The 18983-nt window shown below is 64.6% G+C and carries 20 protein-coding genes, 1 tRNA gene and 1 pseudogene; 11 read left to right on the forward strand and 11 right to left on the reverse strand.

Annotated elements, in window-relative coordinates:
• Window positions 1–3: 3 nt before the first annotated feature.
• Window positions 4–75: transfer RNA gene (locus GJ631_RS11805), tRNA-Ala, on the reverse strand.
• A gap of 177 nt (window positions 76–252) precedes the next feature.
• Between GJ631_RS11805 and GJ631_RS11810 the strand changes: the two genes are divergently transcribed.
• From GJ631_RS11810 to GJ631_RS11820, 3 genes are read left to right on the forward strand one after another with little or no spacing between them, the layout of a single operon-like run.
• Window positions 253–669 carry a cobalamin B12-binding domain-containing protein gene (locus GJ631_RS11810; protein ID WP_156709351.1) on the forward strand — a complete coding sequence of 139 codons (417 nt, stop codon included), beginning with the start codon at window positions 253–255 and terminating at the stop codon, window positions 667–669.
• Window positions 670–1707 carry a methylmalonyl Co-A mutase-associated GTPase MeaB gene (gene meaB / locus GJ631_RS11815; RefSeq protein ID WP_156709352.1) on the forward strand — a complete coding sequence of 346 codons (1038 nt, stop codon included), beginning with the start codon at window positions 670–672 and terminating at the stop codon, window positions 1705–1707. It abuts the gene before it with no gap.
• A 56-nt stretch (window positions 1708–1763) separates the two neighbouring features.
• Window positions 1764–2684, forward strand: a complete 921-nt coding sequence (locus GJ631_RS11820) for an alpha/beta fold hydrolase (protein ID WP_156709353.1) — start codon at window positions 1764–1766, stop codon at window positions 2682–2684.
• On the opposite strand, the gene GJ631_RS11825 is transcribed toward GJ631_RS11820, so the two are convergent.
• The 4 genes from GJ631_RS11825 to GJ631_RS11840 form a co-directional block, all read right to left on the reverse strand.
• Window positions 2681–3706 carry a response regulator gene (locus GJ631_RS11825; RefSeq protein WP_156709354.1) on the reverse strand — a complete coding sequence of 342 codons (1026 nt, stop codon included), beginning with the start codon at window positions 3704–3706 and terminating at the stop codon, window positions 2681–2683. The genes GJ631_RS11820 and GJ631_RS11825 overlap by 4 nt on opposite strands.
• 64 nt (window positions 3707–3770) lie before the next feature.
• Window positions 3771–4142 (reverse strand): OB-fold domain-containing protein, encoded by a 372-nt coding sequence (locus tag GJ631_RS11830; protein ID WP_156709378.1) that lies wholly within the window; start codon window positions 4140–4142, stop codon window positions 3771–3773.
• Between the two features lie 8 nt (window positions 4143–4150).
• A complete protein-coding gene (locus GJ631_RS11835; protein WP_156709355.1) occupies window positions 4151–5329 on the reverse strand; it encodes a thiolase domain-containing protein in 1179 nt (392 codons plus the stop codon).
• 63 nt (window positions 5330–5392) lie between these two features.
• Window positions 5393–5662, reverse strand: coding sequence for a hypothetical protein (locus GJ631_RS11840; protein ID WP_156709356.1), 270 nt, complete (start codon window positions 5660–5662; stop codon window positions 5393–5395).
• A gap of 86 nt (window positions 5663–5748) precedes the next feature.
• Here GJ631_RS11840 and GJ631_RS11845 point away from each other — a divergent pair, with 86 nt between their 5' ends.
• Window positions 5749–7230 carry an ATPase domain-containing protein gene (locus GJ631_RS11845; RefSeq protein WP_156709357.1) on the forward strand — a complete coding sequence of 494 codons (1482 nt, stop codon included), beginning with the start codon at window positions 5749–5751 and terminating at the stop codon, window positions 7228–7230.
• Between the two features lie 37 nt (window positions 7231–7267).
• Window positions 7268–7537, forward strand: coding sequence for a helix-turn-helix transcriptional regulator (locus tag GJ631_RS11850; RefSeq protein ID WP_156709358.1), 270 nt, complete (start codon window positions 7268–7270; stop codon window positions 7535–7537).
• Between the two features lie 15 nt (window positions 7538–7552).
• On the opposite strand, the gene GJ631_RS11855 is transcribed toward GJ631_RS11850, so the two are convergent.
• From GJ631_RS11855 to GJ631_RS11865, 3 genes are all read right to left on the reverse strand, one after another.
• Window positions 7553–8695, reverse strand: a complete 1143-nt coding sequence (locus tag GJ631_RS11855) for an acyl-CoA dehydrogenase (RefSeq protein ID WP_156709359.1) — start codon at window positions 8693–8695, stop codon at window positions 7553–7555.
• Between the two features lie 87 nt (window positions 8696–8782).
• A complete protein-coding gene (locus GJ631_RS11860) occupies window positions 8783–9643 on the reverse strand; it encodes a 3-hydroxyacyl-CoA dehydrogenase family protein (protein WP_156709360.1) in 861 nt (286 codons plus the stop codon).
• A 112-nt stretch (window positions 9644–9755) separates the two neighbouring features.
• Window positions 9756–10988: a DUF4397 domain-containing protein gene (locus GJ631_RS11865; RefSeq protein WP_156709361.1), complete on the reverse strand. Its 1233-nt coding sequence runs from the start codon at window positions 10986–10988 to the stop codon at window positions 9756–9758.
• A gap of 491 nt (window positions 10989–11479) precedes the next feature.
• On the opposite strand from GJ631_RS11865, the gene GJ631_RS11870 reads away from it, so the two are divergent.
• The 4 genes from GJ631_RS11870 to GJ631_RS11885 all read left to right on the forward strand — a co-directional run bounded on the left by GJ631_RS11870 (window position 11480) and on the right by GJ631_RS11885 (window position 15495).
• Window positions 11480–12274 (forward strand): class I fructose-bisphosphate aldolase, encoded by a 795-nt coding sequence (locus GJ631_RS11870; protein ID WP_156709362.1) that lies wholly within the window; start codon window positions 11480–11482, stop codon window positions 12272–12274.
• Window positions 12275–13129 carry a class 1 fructose-bisphosphatase gene (locus GJ631_RS11875; RefSeq protein ID WP_156709363.1) on the forward strand — a complete coding sequence of 285 codons (855 nt, stop codon included), beginning with the start codon at window positions 12275–12277 and terminating at the stop codon, window positions 13127–13129. It abuts the gene before it with no gap.
• A gap of 68 nt (window positions 13130–13197) precedes the next feature.
• Entirely contained in the window at window positions 13198–14901 is a 1704-nt protein-coding gene (locus GJ631_RS11880; protein WP_156709364.1) for an acyl-CoA carboxylase subunit beta, read from the forward strand.
• A 63-nt stretch (window positions 14902–14964) separates the two neighbouring features.
• Window positions 14965–15495, forward strand: coding sequence for a redoxin domain-containing protein (locus GJ631_RS11885; RefSeq protein WP_156709365.1), 531 nt, complete (start codon window positions 14965–14967; stop codon window positions 15493–15495).
• Here the strand turns inward: GJ631_RS11885 and GJ631_RS11890 are convergent.
• From GJ631_RS11890 to GJ631_RS11900, 3 genes and pseudogenes are all read right to left on the reverse strand, one after another.
• Entirely contained in the window at window positions 15483–16022 is a 540-nt protein-coding gene (locus GJ631_RS11890) for a PH domain-containing protein (RefSeq protein ID WP_156709366.1), read from the reverse strand. The two genes, GJ631_RS11885 and GJ631_RS11890, sit on opposite strands and share 13 nt — an antisense overlap.
• A 5-nt stretch (window positions 16023–16027) precedes the next feature.
• A pseudogene (locus GJ631_RS11895) lies at window positions 16028–16552 on the reverse strand (PH domain-containing protein); the annotation flags it as partial.
• Between the two features lie 51 nt (window positions 16553–16603).
• Entirely contained in the window at window positions 16604–17062 is a 459-nt protein-coding gene (locus tag GJ631_RS11900; RefSeq protein ID WP_156709368.1) for a MaoC family dehydratase, read from the reverse strand.
• Between the two features lie 155 nt (window positions 17063–17217).
• Between GJ631_RS11900 and GJ631_RS18620 the strand changes: the two genes are divergently transcribed.
• Both GJ631_RS18620 and GJ631_RS11910 read left to right on the forward strand, forming a co-directional pair.
• A complete protein-coding gene (locus GJ631_RS18620) occupies window positions 17218–18006 on the forward strand; it encodes a PGF-CTERM sorting domain-containing protein (protein ID WP_197425016.1) in 789 nt (262 codons plus the stop codon).
• A 72-nt stretch (window positions 18007–18078) separates the two neighbouring features.
• On the forward strand, window positions 18079–18927 hold the full coding sequence (locus GJ631_RS11910; protein WP_156709369.1) for a CoA ester lyase: 849 nt from the start codon (window positions 18079–18081) through the stop codon (window positions 18925–18927).
• The last annotated feature ends 56 nt before the right edge of the window (window positions 18928–18983 follow it).

Genomic DNA, 18983 nt, shown 5'->3' on the forward strand with positions numbered 1-18983 from the left:
TCATGGACTCGCCGGGATTTGAACCCGGGGCCTTCCCCGTGCCAGGGGGATGATCTACCACTGATCTACGAGCCCTCGAACGCACCAGTTTCTATCCGGACCGAATTCATAAACCCATCGAAGCGGCGGTCCCCCTGAGGATGTGACCCACGTTCGGCGGTCGTTGACAACTCCAGTTGGACTAGTGGAACTCCGCCGAGAGTCGTCGTGCGCTCCGTTAGAGTCAAACACCTGCCCGCAGAATCGTGTGGTATGAGCACAGAGGGAGAACAGCGAACGATTAGGTGTCTGGTGGCGAAGGTCGGCCTCGACGGCCACGACCGCGGCGCTCACGTCATCGCTCGGGCGTTTCGCGACGCCGGCTTCGAAGTGATTTACTCCGGACTGCACAAATCGCCGGACGAAATCGTCCAGGCGGCGGTTCAGGAGGACGTCGACGTCCTCGGCATCTCGATTCTGTCGGGTGCCCACGACACGCTCGTCCCGAAAATCATCGACGGGCTGAAAGAGTACGACGCCTTCGAGGACACCCTCGTGTTGGTCGGCGGCATCGTCCCCGACGACGACCGAGAGGAACTGTACGAACTGGGGGTCGCCGAAATCTTCGGTCCCGGTTCGTCGATGCAGGACACCATCGACTTCGTCCGCGAGAACGCCCCGGAACGATAGATGACGGCGGAAGAGACGCTCATCGACGACTTGTTGGCGGGAAAACACCGCGCGCTCGCCCGCGTCATCACGAAAATCGAGAACCGCAGTCCGGGGTATCGGGAACTCGTCTCCCAGCTCCACGAACACACCGGGAGCGCAGAAGTCGTCGGTATCACGGGCTCTCCGGGCGCCGGGAAGTCGACGCTCGTCGACAAGATGGCGGCCACGTACCGTGAGCGCGGCGAGACGGTCGGCGTCATCGCAATCGACCCGTCCTCGCCGTTTACCGGCGGCGCCGTGTTGGGCGACCGCATCCGGATGGCCTCGAACGTCGGCGACATGGACGTGTTCTTCCGGTCGATGTCGGCTCGAGGGTCCCTGGGCGGGCTCTCGACGGCGACGACTGACGCCGTGAAAGCGCTCGACGCCTTCGGTAAGGACAGAATCATCGTCGAGACGGTCGGAGCCGGCCAGAACGAAATCGAAATCGTCAAAACCGCCGACACGGTCGCCGTGTTGGTGCCACCGGGTTCCGGCGACGACGTACAGATGCTGAAGGCGGGCATCCTCGAAATCGCGGACATCTTCGTCGTCAACAAGGCCGACATGGACGGCGCCGACCGCACGGTGAAGGAACTCCGGGAGATGATTCACATGCAAGACGCCGGTCCGATGGCCGGACACCACGGTGCCGACGCCATCGAGTCCAGCGACGACACCGAAGACGATGACACGGGCTGGGAGCCCCAAATCGTCGAGACGGTGGCGAAAACCGGCGAAGGCGTCGAAGAGTTCCTCGAAACGCTCGAAAAACACGCCGTGTGGCTCGAGGAGACGGGCGAGTTGGAGGAACAAGCGCGCCAGCGATACGGCGCCGAAATTCGGACGCTGCTTCGGGAGGACACCGCCGACCTCATCGAAACCGAACTGGAGGCGAGAGGCGGTCTGGACGAGTACATCGACGCGGTGTTGGCTCGGGAGACGGACCCCTACACGGTCGCCGACGAGGTCCTCGCGCCGCTGGCGGAGTGTGTCGAACGGCAACGGGACCGGTAGCCGCGAAGGTGGCCGAGGGCGGTAGTTCTAAGCGACGGTCGGCCCTGAATCGTCGTATGAACCTGAAGCGACTGCTGGGCGGTACCGCCGTGGGTGTCGGCGTCGCCGCCGTCGGCAACCGACTGCTCCGCGGGGAGCGTTCGGACCTCGATCCGCCGCTCGGTCGACCGCTGTCGACGTACCGGTGGCGGGGGTTCGACATCGCCTACACCGAGGCCGGCGACGCCGAATCGCCCGACCTCGTGTTGTTTCACGGCATCAACGCCGCCGGGTCGAGCCACGAGTTCCGGTACGTGGTCGACGCCCTGGCCGAGGAGTACCACGTCATCGCCCCGGACTTACCGGGGTTCGGCCACTCCGACCGGCCGCCGCTTCTGTACTCCGGAGCGTTGTACGTCGCGTTCGTCAGGGATTTCCTCGGGGACTGTGCCGACGACCCGACGGTACTGGCCTCGTCGCTGTCGGCAGCGTACACGGCCGTCGCCGCCACCGAAAGCGACCTCGGGGTCGAGTCGTTCGTGTTCGTCTGCCCGACGGCCTCGACGATACCAGGCCGGCGAACGTGGCTCCGGTCGCTGCTCCGCTCGCCCGTCGTCGGTGAGGGGTTGTACAACCTCCTCGTCTCGAAGCCCTCGATTCGGTACTTCCTCGTCGACCACGGGTTCGCACGGGAGTCGTCGATTACCGAGGAGTGGGTCGATTACGACTGGGCGACGGCGCATCAACCCGGCGCGCGGTTCGCACCCGCCTCCTTCGTGAGCGGCCTTCTGGACCTCGATGTCGACCTCGGGGCGACGCTCGCGAAACTCGACGTGCCGACGACTATCGTCTGGGGTCGGGATGCAGAGTTACCGCCGTTGTCGACCGGTCGGACGCTCGCGGAGACGGCCGAAGCACGGCTCGTGGTCTTCGACGACGCAGACCTCCTACCACACGCCGAACACCCTGAAGCGTTCGTCGATTTCTTCACCGACTAGGAGAGTTCTACGGACACCGGGACCGCCGACGGTGGGTCCCGCTCCAGCAGTTCCTCGATAGCTTCCAGTTCCGCACGGAGCCCGTCCTCGTCGCCGCTCTCGAGGGCCGCGTGAGCCGCTTCGAGACGGCTTCGAGCCGAGCGAACCGCCTCCTCGCGGTCGCGGGCCCACTCGCTCGTGAGTTCGTGGCCGAGCCAGTCGGCGAGCAACTCGACGAACGCCCGTTCCCAGCCGCTGAACTCGCCGCGACCGCTACGGCTACAGAAACACAGCGTCCCGTAGCGCTCGTCGCCGACGTAGACGGGCGCGCCGATGTAGCTGTTGAATCCCTCATCGGAGGGTTCAGCCGACGCCTCGGCAGTGACGGCGACGGCCCCGCTGCCGTCGAGCGTCGGGTCCCCGATGTCGTCCGCGAACGGTATCTCGCCGTCCGTCGGGAACGGAAGCGTCCCCTCGACGCTTTCGACGACGACCTCGGTGTTGCCGTCGGAGCCTTGCAGAAACGCACCGTATTCGATTTCGAGCGTCTCGTTCCCCAGCGACAGCAACCCCTCGACGGGCGTCGAGACACTGTCGATAACCGTTCGAGCGAGGTTTCGAAGCGCCGCTTCCCGGCGGCTGGCTTCGGCCTCGGCGCGGTACCGCGCCGCCGCGTTCTCGATGCGGTTGGCGAGGACGCGCCACTGCTCGCCACCGCGACGCTTCCGGAAGTAGTCGGTGACGCCCTCGGAGACGGCCTCACTGGCGATTTCCTCGCTCCCCCGGGCGGTAAACAGGATGAACGGGATGTCGGGTTCCATCTGCCGGACGTATCGGAGGAGTTCGAGACCGGTCATCTCCGGCATGTGGTAGTCGCTGACGACACAGTCGATTCCGCCGTCATCGACTGCCTCGAGTGCCTCGTTGGGGTCCGTCTCGACCCGGATGGAGAACTCCTCGCGAAGTTCGCCGAGTTGATTTGCCATCAGGTCGGCGAGGGAGGGGTCGTCGTCGACGAGGAGAACCCGAATAGAGGCAGCCATGCCAGTTAGGTCGGGATACGCGGGATTAACGTTTCGGTCCAACTCACCGTCCGTGGACCGGGCCCTACCGTGGCCTGAACGTCACGACGCGCTCGCCCTCCGTCGCCGTCTCCTCGACGTCGACGCCGACGACGAACCCCGGACCGGGCTCGTCGTCGGTACCGCGAACGACACCGGTGAGACGGACCGGGCCGAAGTCGACGATAGCGGTGACGTAGGGCGCGTCGTCGGCGAACTGCGGGCCGGGGACCGACACCGTCGTCGCCGCCACCACCTCGCCTGCATCGGGAAGCGGTTCGTCGGTGAGGTCACGGCTGCCACACTCCGGGCAGACCCGCCGCGGCGGCAGCGACCCGTGCCCTTCCGGACACGCGAGATAGTAGCCCTCGCCGTCTTCGATGGCGTCGAGGAGGTTGTCGTAGCCGTTGTGGCGCATTTCGATGCTCATGCGTCCACCTCCGTCGTCCGCTCGAGGACGTGAACGGTTGCCGTCGCGACCGTCCCACCGGCGTTGTGTGCGATGCCAACGGACGGGTCGTCGAGGGCGTCCGACCGGGCGTGAGTGCCGGCGAGCAGTTTGGTGAGTTCGGCGATTTGTGCGACGCCGGTCGCACCGACCGGGTGGCCTTTCGCCTTCAGTCCGCCCGAGAGGTTCACCGGAATCGACCCGTCGCGAGTCGTCTTGCCGTCCTTCGCCGCCGTCAGCCCCTCACCGGGCTCGAAGAAGCCCAGCGACTCCGTCGCGAGAACCTCCGCGATGGTGAAACAATCGTGGACCTCCGCACAGTCGACATCCTCGGCGGTGATGCCCGCCTCGGCGTAGGCCGTCTCGGCGGCGGTTTCGGCGGCCGGCGTCCGGTACAGCGACTCTCGGTCCTGTAAGGCGAGGTTGTCCGTTCCCTGTCCGGTTCCCGTCACGGTGACCGGTGCATCGAGGTCGTGGTCGGCCGCGAAGGACTCGCTGGTCAACACGACGGCGGCGGCGCCGTCCGAGATGGGACAGGCGTCGTAGAGGCCGAGCGGCGAGGCGACGCGGGGGGCCTCCAGGGCGTCCTCGACGGTGATAGCCGACTGGAAGTGGGCCTTCTCGTTGACGACTGCGTTGTCGTGGTTCTTCACCGCGATGTGTGCGAGGTCGTCCGCATCGGCGTCGTAGGCGTCGAGATACGCCGACGCCATCAGCGCGTAGGCGCCGGGGAACGTCATCCCGGCTTTGATTTCATAGAGGTCGTCGGCGGCGATGGAGAGGCCGTCGGTCGCGCCGGCGGTTCCCATGTCGGTCATCCGCTCGGTGCCGCCGACCAACACCGCGTCGGCTTCGCCGTTGCGGACGGCTTGTACCGCCGCGCGGACGGCGGTACCGCCGGAGGCACACGCCGCCTCGAAGCGCGTCGCGGGGGCGTCGATGCCGACGGCCTCGGCGAAGAGCGGGGCTTGATGGCCCTGATGTTCCGCCAACTCGCCCATGAAATTGCCGTAGTACAGTTCTTCGATGTCGTCGGGGTCGAGTTGAGCGTCTTCGAGTGCGTCGATACCGGCCTCCGCGAAGAGGTCTCGGCCCGTCCGGCCGGCGTGTTCGCCGAACGCCGTCATTCCCGTGCCAGCTATGCGTACGTTCGCCATACCGGAAATCTCTCGGTTTCACTTAACCACCTGCCGAAGCCGGCAACATCGGCAGCGACTCGCTCACATCCCCATATCGGCCGCCGCCTCGGGTATCGGGAGGTCCGCCACGGCCACTCCGAGGAGTTCCGCGGCGTGGTCCAGCGCCATGTCGAACCCGTAGTAGCGTTCGAGTTCGTCGCCGTCGACGGTCGGTCGGACCTTCAACATCGCATACCCCTCGACGTTCTGTGCGACGACCGCCGTCCGGCCGTCGGCGTCGAATTCGAGCAGGCGCTCTTCGTCGGTTTCGCGGTACTGGGCGGTAATCCCGTCGGCCTCGGCCGTCGACATATCCACGTGTAGGCGGTCGGCGTATGCGAAACTACCGGTCGAAAGCCAGCGTACTTTTATACAGATTCGGTTCGACCCGGTGAACAATGACGGATGTCGACACCGGGAAAGCGGCGACGGGAGATGCGGTTCTCGACCGAATGCTGCAGGGCGGGATTCCCCGAAACCGAACCGTTCTCGTCCGCGGCGGTCCCGGTACAGGCAAGACGACGTTCGGCATGCAGTTCCTGCAGGAGGGACTGGAAAACGGCGAGCGGTGTCTGTTCGTCAGCACCGAACAGACCCAATCGGAGCTCCGTGACTCCTTTGCGGAGTTCGAGTTCGACCTCGACCACGAGGAACTCGCGGTAACGACGCTCCATGCGGTGCCGGACGACGGCGATGGCAGCGGTCGACGCCTCAAACTTCGGACCCTGGAGGGCAACAGCACCATCGACGAACGGGACGTTCCGCTCACCGAGCAGAACGTGGCGCGGCACTTCCAGGCGGCGGCCGGGTGTGACCGCCTCGTCTTCGACAGCATCTCGGCGCTTCAGGTCCTCGGTGACAACCGGGAACTGTTCCGCCGGGAACTGCTGGAACTCATCCAACTGTTCACGAAGGACCTCGGCGCGACCGCGCTGTTCACCGCCGAAGATATCGACGACCGGGTCCTCGATTTCACGACCCACGGCGTCATCGAACTCCGCCGGGAGCGCGTCAACGGCGACCCCCACAGATTCCTCGAGATTACGAAGATGCGGGGTGTCGACCACGACACCCGCACCGTCGAGGCGGAAATCGAAAGCGGCGGCGTCCGGTGTGCCCCCTCCCGGCGCTCCCAACCGCCCGAACTGAAGACCCACAAACACACCTCTATCGGCATCGACGGCCTCGACAGTCTCTGTGGCGGCGGGTTGGCCACCGGCACCGGCGTGCTCTTCGAACACGACGGCCACGCCAACATGACCGCACTGTTCGGCGCGATGATGCACGCCGCTCTCGATAAGGGGTACAGCATCGTCCTCGTCCCGACGATTCGGATGCGCCCGGACAGCGTCCGAACCATCCTGGAGGGCCACGACCAGAGCCTCGATTCCCTCCTCGACGACGACCGACTGTTCGTCATCGACATGATTGGCGCGTGGGACGAAACCGAGGACAACGTCTTCGGCGCCCGCGAGTCGGCGACGGGCGTCCGGTCGATACTCGACGCGATAGCCGAGCGGGCCGGCGACACGCCCAGGTTCTCGCTCATCAACGCCGACGCGATGGTCAACACCCTCGGCACCGACGACGCCCGCGCCGTCCGATACGCCCAGGAGGCCCACTGGCTCCGTTCGGACGACTTGCTCGTCCACGTCCACAACCCGAACGTTACCGGCGACCGCATCACGGGCTTCTACACGAACGCCGCCGAGCAGGTGTTGCGAACGTGGATTACCGACAATGGGCTACAGTACGTCTCGCTGAAAAAATCGCCCTGTGGGTTCGTCGGCACCACGTCACTGGTCGAGTACACGACCGAACACCCCTTCCTCCGCGTCCAGGACCCGCCAGAGGAGCGGGAGAATCCCTACGCCGAATAATCGAGAGGCCTTTTCCCTCCGGGCCGAAGGACCGTTCATGGAGTGGCTCACGAGCGGCCTCCGCCGCGACATCTGCGTGCTGCTGTACGGCGACGAACGGCGCGCCCAACAGCTAAAATCCGACCTCGAAACCCACTACGACCGCCGGGTTCCCCCGGAGCGGTTCTACGGCGCACTGGAGCAACTGGAATCGAAGGGGTTCGTAGAGAAGCGCGTCGACGGACTGGAGGACCTGTACTCGCTGACCGACGGCGGACGGACGGGCGTCGAAGCCCAGTTCGAGTGGATGGCCGAGCGAGTCGAGTGACCGAACGCGAGTCGCTCAGTCCAACAGTTCGTTGGCGATGGTGTTGCGCAGGACTTCGCTGGTGCCCTCGTAAATCTCGTTGAGTTTGGCGTCGCGGTAAAACCGCTCCGCGGGGAAGTCCTTCGTGTAGCCGTAGCCGCCGTGAATCTGGATGCCCTCGTTTGCGACCTCACGGGAGACCTCGGAGGCATGCAGTTTCGCCTGGGCGGCCTCCTTGACGAAGTTCTCGCCGCGAATCTTCTTGTCGGCCGCCGAGTGCATCAGCAGGCGGGCCGCACGGGTCTGGGTGTCCATGTCGGCGAGTTTGTGCTGGATGGACTGGAAGTCGGAAATCGGCTGGTCGAACTGCTCGCGGTCCTGGCTGTACTCGAGGGCGGCATCGAGCGCCGCCTGAGCGATGCCTACCGACCGGGCAGCGATGGTGATGCGGCCGCCGTTGAGCGTCTTCAGCGCGTGGACGAAGCCACGACCCTCCTCGCCGAGGCGGCGCGACTCCGGGATGGTGAGGTTGTCGAAGCGCAACTCGGCGGTCGGACAGCCCTTGTCGCCGAGTTTGTCCTCCGTGCCCTCGACGATGAAGCCGTCGTCCTCCTCGGGACGGACGATGAACGAGGAGATGCCCTTGTTGCCCGCCTCGGGGTCGGTCTTGGCGAACACCGTGACCGTGTTCGCGACCGAGCCGTTGGAAATCCACAGTTTGCCGCCGTCGATGACGTACTCGTCGCCGACCTTCTCTGCGGTCGTCTCCATGGCCGGCACGTCGCTTCCGGCACCGGGTTCCGACAGCGCAAAGGCACCGATGTCCTCACCTTCCGCCAGCGGCGTCAGGAACTCCTCCTTCTGGGATTCGTCGCCGAACGCGTAAATCATGTTGCCCGCAAGCGAGATGTGGGCGGCGACGATGGTCCCGAGGCCGCCGGAGCCGCGTGAAATCTCCTCCAACGCGGCGGGGTAGGCGTGGTAGTCGAGACCCGCACCGCCGTACTCCTCGGGGAACGGCATCCCCATCAGTCCGAGGTCGGCGAGTTCCTCGACGAGCTCCCACGGGAACTCGTCGTCGTGGTCGATGTCGTCGGCGACGGGGACGACTTCCTCGTCGACGAAGTCGGACACCATGTCCGTGACCTGCTTCTGTTCCGCCGTGAAACTGAAGTCCATACACACAGGTACGGCCGTCTCCACTTTATGCTTCCTCTATCGGCGTTCTCACGTGTCGATTTCGCTCGCGAGCCATCCTGCGACCCGTCAGTCGTACTCGTAGAACCCCTTGCCCGTCTTCTTGCCGAGGTCGCCGGCGTCGACCTTCCGTTTGAGCAGATACGCGGGCGTGTAGCGGTCGCCCAACTCCTCGTGGAGCGTCTCGGTGGCGTCGAGACAGATATCGAGGCCGATGTGGTCGGCGAGTTCCAGCGGCCCCATCGGCACGTTCGTCCCGAGTTTCATCCCGCGGTCGATGTCCTCCTTGGTGGCGACGCCCTCGTCGAAGGCGCGAATCCCCTCGTTTATCCACGGCATGAGGATTCGGTTGGAGACGAAGCCGGGTTTGTCGTCGGATTCCCAGGTCTCCTTGCCGAGTGCCTCCGAAAAGTCGTGTGCCAACGCGACGACATCGGCGTCGGTCTTCTCGCCGACGACGACCTCAACCCCCTTCATCACTGGGACGGGGTTCATGAAGTGAACGCCGACGACGAGTTCGGGGCGGTCGGTCGCCGAGGCGATAGTCGTAATCGACAGCGTCGAGGTGTTCGTCGCAAGCACCACGTCGTCGTCGACCGCCGAATCGAGGTCCGCGAAGATGTCCTGTTTCACGTCCATGTTCTCGACGGCAGCCTCGACGACGAGGTCACAGGAGGCGAGGTCCGTGAGCTCGGTCGTCCCCTCGATGCGGTCGAGAACGTCGTCGGCCTCCGATTCCGTGAGGTCGTCTTTCTCGACGAACCGCGAGAGGCTCGATTCGATGTTCTCGAGTCCGGAGTCGACGTACTCACGTTCGATGTCGCGCATCACGACGTCGTAGCCGGCCGTCGCGGCTACCTGTGCGATGCCGTTGCCCATCGTGCCGGCACCGACGACGCCGACAGTGTCGATTGCTTCGAGGTCGCGCATACGCTCCCTTCGTCGAGTGGGCCTAAAGTCCCCCGTGGTGATTCGCCTCGGGACCGGGAGCAAAAAATCGACAACGGTTGGGTGCCGACCCCAATTAGTCCCTCACCGAGCGTCAGAAGTTCGGCGTGAGAGAGATGTCGTCGTCCGACTCGTTTCCGGCATCGCCGTTCGAGGTTTCGTTTCCGCTCGGCGTCCCGTCACCGTCTGGGGTCGTCCCGTCCGGCGTGGTCTCGTCTGGCGTCGCCTCATCCGGTGTTTCTTCGCCGTCGGGCGTCTCTTCACCATCCGGCGTCTCTTCGCCGTCGGGAGTTTCCTCGCTGTCCGGCGGTTCCTCGCCATCGCTCGGTTCCTCGGCCTCGTCCGAGGCGCCATCGAGACTCGTCACGAGGTCGAAGCTCTCCTCGCCGAGCAAGCCGGTGGCGTACGCCGAGTAGGCGGTTCCGGATTCGACCTCGATGTCGAAGGTGCCGACCACGTCGCCGTTGTTCAACGGCGTGTCGGCGCGGACTTCGAGCGTGTACTGTCCCGGCATGACACCGACGTAGTCGGTGGCCTCACCGAACGACACGTCGTCGAACACCGTGATGTTCGAATCAGCGACGGTGACGTCGACGGCCGGCGCGTCCGGCACGGCGTGAAGGAGTCGGACCTGTGCGAGGTCGTAGTCCTCCAACAGCAACACTTCGACGGTCTCTTCGCCCAACTGCCCGACGGCGGCGGCCGTGTAGAACGTTTCCTCGACGGTTATCTCCTGTTCGTAGACGACGGCGTCGTCGCCTTCGGATTCGCCGTTTTCGTCCTCGGTGCCGTCGTCAGTCTCGGGGGCATCCTCGGTATCGGTGCTGTCGTCAGCCTCGGTGCTGTCGTCAGTTTCCGTACCGTCGTCCGTACTCTCGCTCGCGAGAATCTGCAGCGTATACACCCCGGCACCGACGGTCGCGTACTCGCCGACGTCGCCGAACTCAAGGCCCTCCGCGACCGTTTCCTCGGTGAGTTCGCCGTTACCGTCGGACGTGTCAGCGTCGGTCGGTGTTTCGGTTCCCTCCGGTGTCTCCGCGTCGTCGGGTGCTTCCGTCTCCTCCGGGGTCGCTTCGTCCCCGGGGTCGGCTGGCTCGTCGTCGACGGCCACGGGGACGAGTCGGACATCCACCGCGGGCGCATCCGGAACGAAGTGTCCGACACGAACGCCGCCTTCACCGTCAGCGACGACTCCGTCCATCGGCTCTCCGTCGTCTGTCGGTTCGCCGTCTTCCGTCTCGTCCTGTGCCACGGCGGACCCGCCGAGCACTGCGAGGGCGCTCGCCGCACCTGCTGCCTTGATAGTATCTCGTCTCGTCGGTGACATTGCGTCCCAGTGGATGCTCCCTGATGGTTAAACAGGGACCAATCGTTCAGCGTTTTCATCAGTAGTATGACTGTATTTTCGCAGAAACGGTCTGCTTTCGAAACACGGGGGTCAGTTCAAAGGTCGACCTTACTCGGCGTTGGTTCGGCTTACTGCATATGTGGCGATTACACGGCCTCTAAACCCTCAGTATGGAGTTCAGAACCAAATACGATGTATCCGGAGGTCCTGAGTTTGGTAACACATAACACACCCATTGGTTCTCGTCCAAGCGGCGGCTCCGTGCTGTATCACCCGTGTTTACCAACTATATTTCACTTTCGAATTGTTGCTTCGACTGTCGAAGCAACATTTCACTGTTATTTCAATGTATTCGATAATTTTGATTCGTAGCTCGATGTTTTTACCCCCGTTCGCGTACGGAGACGCCACTCCGTTCGGACCACCCATACCAGAATCTTCTTTGTCCGCCTCATCGGACAGTTGACCGTATGATTCCCATCGACGACACCCCGCTGTGCCGGGACGGGAAAGCGCTCATCCTCGCCTACGACCACGGGCTCGAACACGGCCCCGTCGATTTCCGTGGCGTCCCCGAGAGCGCGGACCCCGAACGGACCTTCGAGGCGGCGACTCACCCCGCCGTTACGTCGGTCGCCGTCCAGAAGGGCATCGCCGAAGCCTACTACCCCTCCTACTCGGAGGACGTAGACCTGCTGATGAAACTCAACGGCACGTCGAACCTCTGGATGGGCGAGCCGGACTCGGCGGTCAACTGCACCGTCGACTACGCCGCCGAGGTCGGCGCGTCGTCGGTCGGCTTCACGCTGTACGGCGGTTCGAACAACGAAGTCGAGATGGCCGAGGAGTTCCGCGACGCCCAGGAGGCCGCCCGCGAACACGACCTGCCGGTCGTCATGTGGTCGTACCCGCGCGGGCAGGGGCTGAAGAATGACACCAAGCCCGACACCATCTCGTATGCCGCACGGCTGGCACTGGAGTTGGGTGCCGACGTGGCGAAGGTCAAGCATCCGGGCAGTCAGGAGGCCATGGAGGACGCCGTCCGGATGGCCGGCCGGACGAAGGTCGTCATGTCCGGCGGTTCGAAGACGACCGACCGCGAGTTCCTCGCCTCGGTCAAGGAGACCATCGATGCGGGCGGGAAGGGCCTCGCCGTCGGCCGGAACGTCTGGCAGCGCGAGGACCCCACGCGCATCCTCGACGCCCTCGAGAAGGTCATCTTCGAGGAGACGAGCGTCGACGAGGCGCTCGCGGCGGCCGAATAGATGGCCGACGCTATCGAGTCGATACTGGACGCCGTCGCCTCGACGGCACCGGAGGTACGGGACGGACTCGTCGGGCGACGCGCGTACGAATCGGGGGCGAACCCCTCCGGCGAGCAGCAACTCGCCGCCGACATCTACGCCGACGAACTGCTCGAAGAGCGACTGCTCGACATCGACTCGGTGGGGAGTTACGCCAGCGAGGAACGGGACTCGGTCGTCGAACGCGGAACCGACGAAAGCGCATACCACGTCGCCTGTGACCCACTCGACGGCTCCTCGAATCTGAAGTCCAACAACACGATGGGAACGCTGTTCGGCGTCTACGACGAACCGTTGCCGACGTCGGGTCGGAACCTCGTCGCCTCGGGGTTCGTTCTGTACGGTCCCATCACGACGATGGTCGTCGCCCGCGACGGCGTCGTCCGCGAGGAACTCATCGACGACGGCGAGCGCGAAGTCGTCACCGAAGACCTCACGCTCCCGGAGGACCCAGTCGTCTACGGCTTCGGCGGCCGGGTCCCCCAGTGGACCAACGCCTTCGCCGACTACGTTGACGAGGTCGAAGACGAACTCAAACTCCGCTACGGCGGTGCGATGATAGGGGACGTGAACCAGGTGCTCACCTACGGTGGCATCTTCGGCTACCCCGGGCTGCGGGACCGCCCCGAAGGGAAACTCCGACTGCTGTTCGAGGGCCACCCAATCGCCCACATCGTCGAGTCGGCGGGCGGAGCGTCATCGAACGGCGAGCGGTCGCTTCTGGACTGCACGCCCGACGACCTCCACGAGCGAACGCCACTGTTCGTCGGTGACAGCGACTATATCGACCGGTTGGAGTCGGCGCTCCCTGAATAAACGAAGAACGTATTTTTCATTTCTTCCCGAGGGAAAACGGTTTAGTGGCAACGCTTGACGATGCACGTATGAAAGTTCGTATCGGGGGCGACGCGAGCATCGAAGAGGCAGAGGCCATCGCACAGGCGATGGCGAACCACGCCGAAACCGACGTGGAGGTGTTCGTCGGCGACGACGACGAACCGGCAGCGACGAGCGAGGCCGACCTCTCGCCCATCGAGGACGACCTCGGGCCGACCGAGCGCGAGGAGTTGCTCCGCGAGCAAATCGAGGACATCGAGTTGGGCGGCCCCGAGAAGTACAAAGAGCGCCTCGACGACCAGGGCAAACTGTTCGTCCGGGACCGCCTCGAGTTGTGGTTCGGCGAGGACGGCCTCGCCTTCGAGGACGGGAAGTTCGCGGCCTTCGACGCCGACGACCGGCTTCCGGCCGACGGCCTGCTGACCGGTGCCGCCGACTTCGAGGGACGGGACGTTCACTTCATGGCCAACGACTTCACCGTCAAGGCCGGGTCGATGGCCGCACGCGGTTGTGAGAAGTTCCTCCGAATGCAACAGCGCGCGCTGAAGACTGGCAAACCCGTGCTGTACCTGATGGACTCCTCCGGGGGCCGCATCGACAAACAGACCGAGTTCTTCGCCAACCGCGAGGGCATCGGCAAGTACTACTACAACCACTCGCGGCTCTCGGGACGCGTCCCACAGATTTGCGTCCTGTACGGCCCCTGTATCGCGGGCGCAGCGTACACCCCCGTCTTCGCCGACTTCACCATCATGGTCGAGGGGATGAGCGCGATGGCAATCGCCAGCCCTCGAATGGTCGAGATGGTCACCGGCGAAGAAATCGACATGCAGGACCTCGGCGGCGCGCGGATGCACACCACCGAATCCGGCAGCGCCGACCTCGTCGCACGCGACGAACAACACGCCCGACAGCTCGTCTCCCAGCTCGTCCAGTATCTCCCGGACAACGCCGACGAGAAGCCGCCGCGAGCGAACCCGAAGCCACCGAAACGCTCCCCGGAGGGCATCGACTCGGTCATTCCACAGGAGCCGAACAAGGGCTACGACATCCGGGACCTCATCGAGCGGGTCGTCGACCGGGACTCGTTCTTCGAACTCCAACCGGAGTACGGCCCCGAAATCGTGACCGGCTTTGCCCACCTCGATGGCCGGTCGGTCGGCATCATCGCAAACCAGCCCGCCGAACGCGCCGGCGCCATCTTCCCCGACTCCGCCGAGAAGGCCGCCCAGTTCGCCTGGAAGTGCGACGCCTACAACGTCCCGCTGCTGTACCTGTGTGACACGCCGGGGTTCATGGCCGGCTCGCAGGTCGAAAAGGAGGCCATCCTCGAGAAGGGCAAGAAGATGATTTACGCCACCTCGGAGGCGACGGTACCCAAACAGTCGGTCGTCGTCCGGAAGGCCTACGGCGCCGGCATCTACGCGATGTCGGGACCGGCCTACGACCCCGAATCGACCATCGCGCTTCCCTCGGGGGAAATCGGCATCATGGGGCCGGAAGCAGCCATCAACGCCGTCTACGCGAACAAGCTCGCGGACGTCGACGACGAAGAGGAACGCAAGGAGATGGAGCAACGACTCCGCGAGGAGTACCGCGAGGACATCGACGTTCGCCGGATGGCGAGCGAAGTCGTCATCGACGAAATCATTCCCCCGTCGACGCTCCGGGAGGAACTTACCAACCGGTTTAGCTTCTACGAGGACGTCGAGAAGGACCGTCCCTCGAAGAAACACGGGACGGTTCTGTAGCGGCAGCGGTTCGCGGCTGTCCGCAGCCAGCACACCCAAGGCCGCGCGGCGACCACGTCGTGTATGATACGCGAGGGACAGACCGGGCCGGACTTCGCCCTTCCCGGCGTCGAACGAGGCGAGCCGAACGTGTACGAACTGTTCAAAGCCATCGAGGCGGGCGACGCCGTCCTGTTGTGGTTCTTTCCGTCGACGTTCCTGCCGACCACGACGGCCGAGCTGTGTGCGATTCGTGATGCCGGCTGGCACGGCCACGATGGGCTACAAGTGTGGGGCGTCTCGATGGACAGCATCTACGCGGCGGCGGCCTACGCCGACGACTACGACCTTCCCGTGGTCTTACTCGGCGACGGCGGTAGCGCGGCGGAGTACTACGGCGTCCGCTACGAGGAGTGGGAAGGCCACTACGGCCCGCCGAAGCGGGCGGCGTTCCTCCTCGGCAGCGACTGGACCGTCGAGTTCGCCTGGACGACCGACGACGCCTTCGCGCCGAGTGACCCCTCGCCGGTCGAGGCGGTCGCCGAGGTGCTCGGAGAGCTGTTTCCGAACCTCGAAACGGACGTGAGCGTCGACTACGACGCCTACTTCGGCTGACCGTCGAGTTCCCGGCGGATGGCTCGGAGTTCCTCGCGGACGCTCTGCCACTGCTCGAGCGTACCGGGGATATCGTCGCTGCGGCCTACCAGCCGTTCGATATCTGCTCGAACCTCGTCGGGGTCGTAGATGTCGAACAGCCGGAGGTCGACGCCGCCCGCGACGTCGACGACGACGCTCCCGTAGCCGAACGCCGTCCCGAGGATTCCCTGCGAGGAGGTGCTGTTCTGGACGCGGTCGAGTTCGACCGTCCGGACGTCGATGCCGAGGATACCGCTCTTGCGGTACAGCGCCCGGTTCGTGAGGACGAATCGCGTGTTAGTGACTCTGAGATACGCATACGTGCCGGGGAGTGGGGCGATGGCCAACAGCCCGAGAGCCAATCGGTCGACGATGAGTGACCCGCCGATGGCCGCGGCCACGAGCGCGAGGCTGATTGCGACGGCCGGGGCGGCGCGCATCAGCCGTGGACTGGCCTCCCACTCGACTACCTCGCCGGCTTCGAGGGACAGCCACGTTTCGGTCATCGTTCTTCGAGGGCGGTACGAATGGCCCGGAGTTCCTCGAGAACGTCCTCTAGAACCTCGCTCTTGTCGTCGCCTGCGGGTTCTTTGGATTTGACGCGCTTGTTGATGAGTTGCTGTACGTCGGCGGGGTCGGGGACCGACCGGAACCGCATCTCGACGCCGCTGCCGCCCGCAGTCGAGACGTCGACGTTTCCGTAGCCGAAGTACCCACCGATGGCCGACTGGCTGTAGGAGGTGTTCTGTACCTTGTCGAATCCGATTTTCTGTACGTCACGGGAGAGGATACCGGTCTTCTTGTAGAGGCCGGCGTCGGTGACGACGTAGTGGGTGTTCTGGTAGGTGAGATACGCGCTGAGGAGGATGGGGATGCCGATGAGGACGAACGACAGCGGAATCCCGACGACGAGGGCGGGGACGAGGCTACTGCGGTGTGGGCGACTCGACCACAGGAGTTCCTCGTCGTCATCCAGCGTCAGCCAATCGAGCGACGGTGAATCGGAGGCGCTGCCAGCGGTGGAGGCGGCGGACATACCGCGGGATTGTTCGCCCTCCCTGATAAACGCACGCCAGCGCGGATTCCGTCACTCCGGCCGCTTCAGCGACAGCGCCGTCCGGTCGAGTTCACAGACCAGGGTGTCATCGGGGTCGTCGACTTTGAACACTTCGAGGTGCATCTCGACGATGCCGCGCTCGCCGTCGCTGGTCTCGCGTTTGTCGGTAACCGTCGTTTGGGCGTACACCGTATCGCCGTGGAAGACGGGGTTTGGGTGTTCGACGTTGTCGTAGCCGAGGTTGGCGACGATGGTACCGTCGGTGGTGTCGGGAACCGACAGCGCGACGGCGAGACTCATCGTGTAGAGCCCGTTGACGAGTCGCTGGCCGAACTGGGTGTCGGCGGCGAAGTCGGCATCGAGATGCAGCGGCTGTTGATTCATCGTCATATCGCAGAAGTCCTGATTGTCCGATTCGCTAATCGTCCGCCGCTTGTCGTGTTCGATGGTCTGTCCCACCTCGAACTCCTCGTAGTACAGTCCCGTCATGCGACGTGCGAGGGCGGCCGCCGACTAAACGCTACCGACGGACCAGCGTTTGATGATACTTCACAAACCAGTCCTATCGAAAGCAACAAAACATATACGTCTCGGATATGTCAGTCCGGTGCGACGACAGCTCCGCTGTCGTTCCCGCTTCAATCATGAACCATACTACCTTCAAAACGGTCGCACTCGCGGCGCTCGTCGTACTCTCGGTAGTTGGGAGTGCAGGCGTCGCCGCCGCGGCCGACGTGACCGAACCGGCCGGAACGGCCGAGGACATCGAAACGGGCGAGCAGACACAGACCGTAAGCGACATCGAGGTGACCAACACCGACCCCGGTGCGGACGGCGTCGACGTGTACATCAACGTTACCGCTCTCGAAACCGCTGACGTCGGTGTCGACAGCCTCAACATCGACATCGACGACGCGAACGTCACGAACGCCAACGTCACCGACCAGAACGTCAACCAGAACAACGGCAACACGGTCGTTCGACTGACCTTCGACGTACAGGACAACGAGACCGCCTTCACCGTCGAGTCCTTCCAGTTGGTCCAACTCGACACCGAGAACGCGACGACGACCGACGGCCTGACCTACGACGTGGTCTCCTCGGACAGCGAGCGTCTCGGCAGCGACGCGCCGGACAGCGAAGACAGTCAGACGGAGTCCTTCGCTATCGTCGACGGTGACTCAGAGGACGACACCGACAGCACGCCGACGGCGACGGAATCCGACGAGCCGACTCCGACGGAATCCGGCGACTCCGAGGAAACGTCGACCGCGACCGAAGCCGACAGCGATTCGGACAGTGGCGATTCCAACGACTCCGACAGCGACGACGGCTCCGGTGACGGCGAAAGCTCCGGTGACGGCCCCGGCTTCGGCGTCGCCGCCGCCCTCGCCGCGCTTCTCGGCGCCGCGTTCCTCGTCCGCCGAGCGTAACGTCTCGACCGAACCGGGTTTTACCCCTTTTTCGTCGGCAGTTATATTAGATACAGCGACGGATGCGTGGCTATGCCCCGCAGGAGCGTGCTGTTCTCGCCTGCCGACCAACCCGCACTGATGCACAAAGCGCCCGGTTCAGGTGCCGACACGGTCGTCTTCGACCTCGAAGACGCCGTCGCTCCCGGTCGGAAAGCCGATGCTCGCGAGTCGGTCAACGGGGTGTTGACCGACCCGGGATTCGACCCCGACTGTGAGGTGTGTCTCCGGGTGAATCCGACGCCGAGCGTCGCCGACGAGGACATCGACGTGGCGCTTTCGGGGACCCCCCGTGTCGATTCGGTGATGGTGCCGAAAGCCGACTCGGCCGCCGCCGTCCGCGAGATGGACGAACTGCTCCGCGAACACGGCTACGACCTGCCGGTCATCGCCCTGTGTGAATCTGCCTCGGGCGTGCTCCACGCCGAGGAAATCGCCGCCACGCCGGCCGTCGACGCCGTCGCCTTCGGTGCCGAAGACCTCTCGGCCGACATCGGCGCGACCAGAACCGACGAGGGAACCGAGGTCTCTCACGCCCGCCAACACGTGGTCTTGGCGGCCAGTGCCGCCCAAATCGACGCAATCGACACCGTGTTCACCGACATCGAAGAGACGGACCGACTCGCCGAGGAGACGCGCTTTGCGGGACAGCTGGGCTACGACGGGAAGATGGCCATCCATCCGGCACAGGTGGCGGTCATCAACGAGGCGTTCACGCCCGACGACGAGGACGTCGAGTGGGCCGAGAGGGTACTGGAGGCCCGCGATGACGCCGAGGCCGACGGACGCGGCGTGTTCCGCGTCGACGACGAGATGATAGACGCGCCGCTCATCGCCCGTGCCGAGCGCATCATGGAACGACACCGTGCCTCGACGGAGTGAACCGGCGGTCGGCTACGTCGCTTCACTCGTGCCATCTGAGGTCACGTTTGGTGGCC

Origin of the sequence: Natronomonas sp. CBA1123, from assembly GCF_009741925.1 — an archaeon.
In the GTDB taxonomy this organism is placed as follows: Archaea; Halobacteriota; Halobacteria; order Halobacteriales; family Haloarculaceae; genus Natronomonas.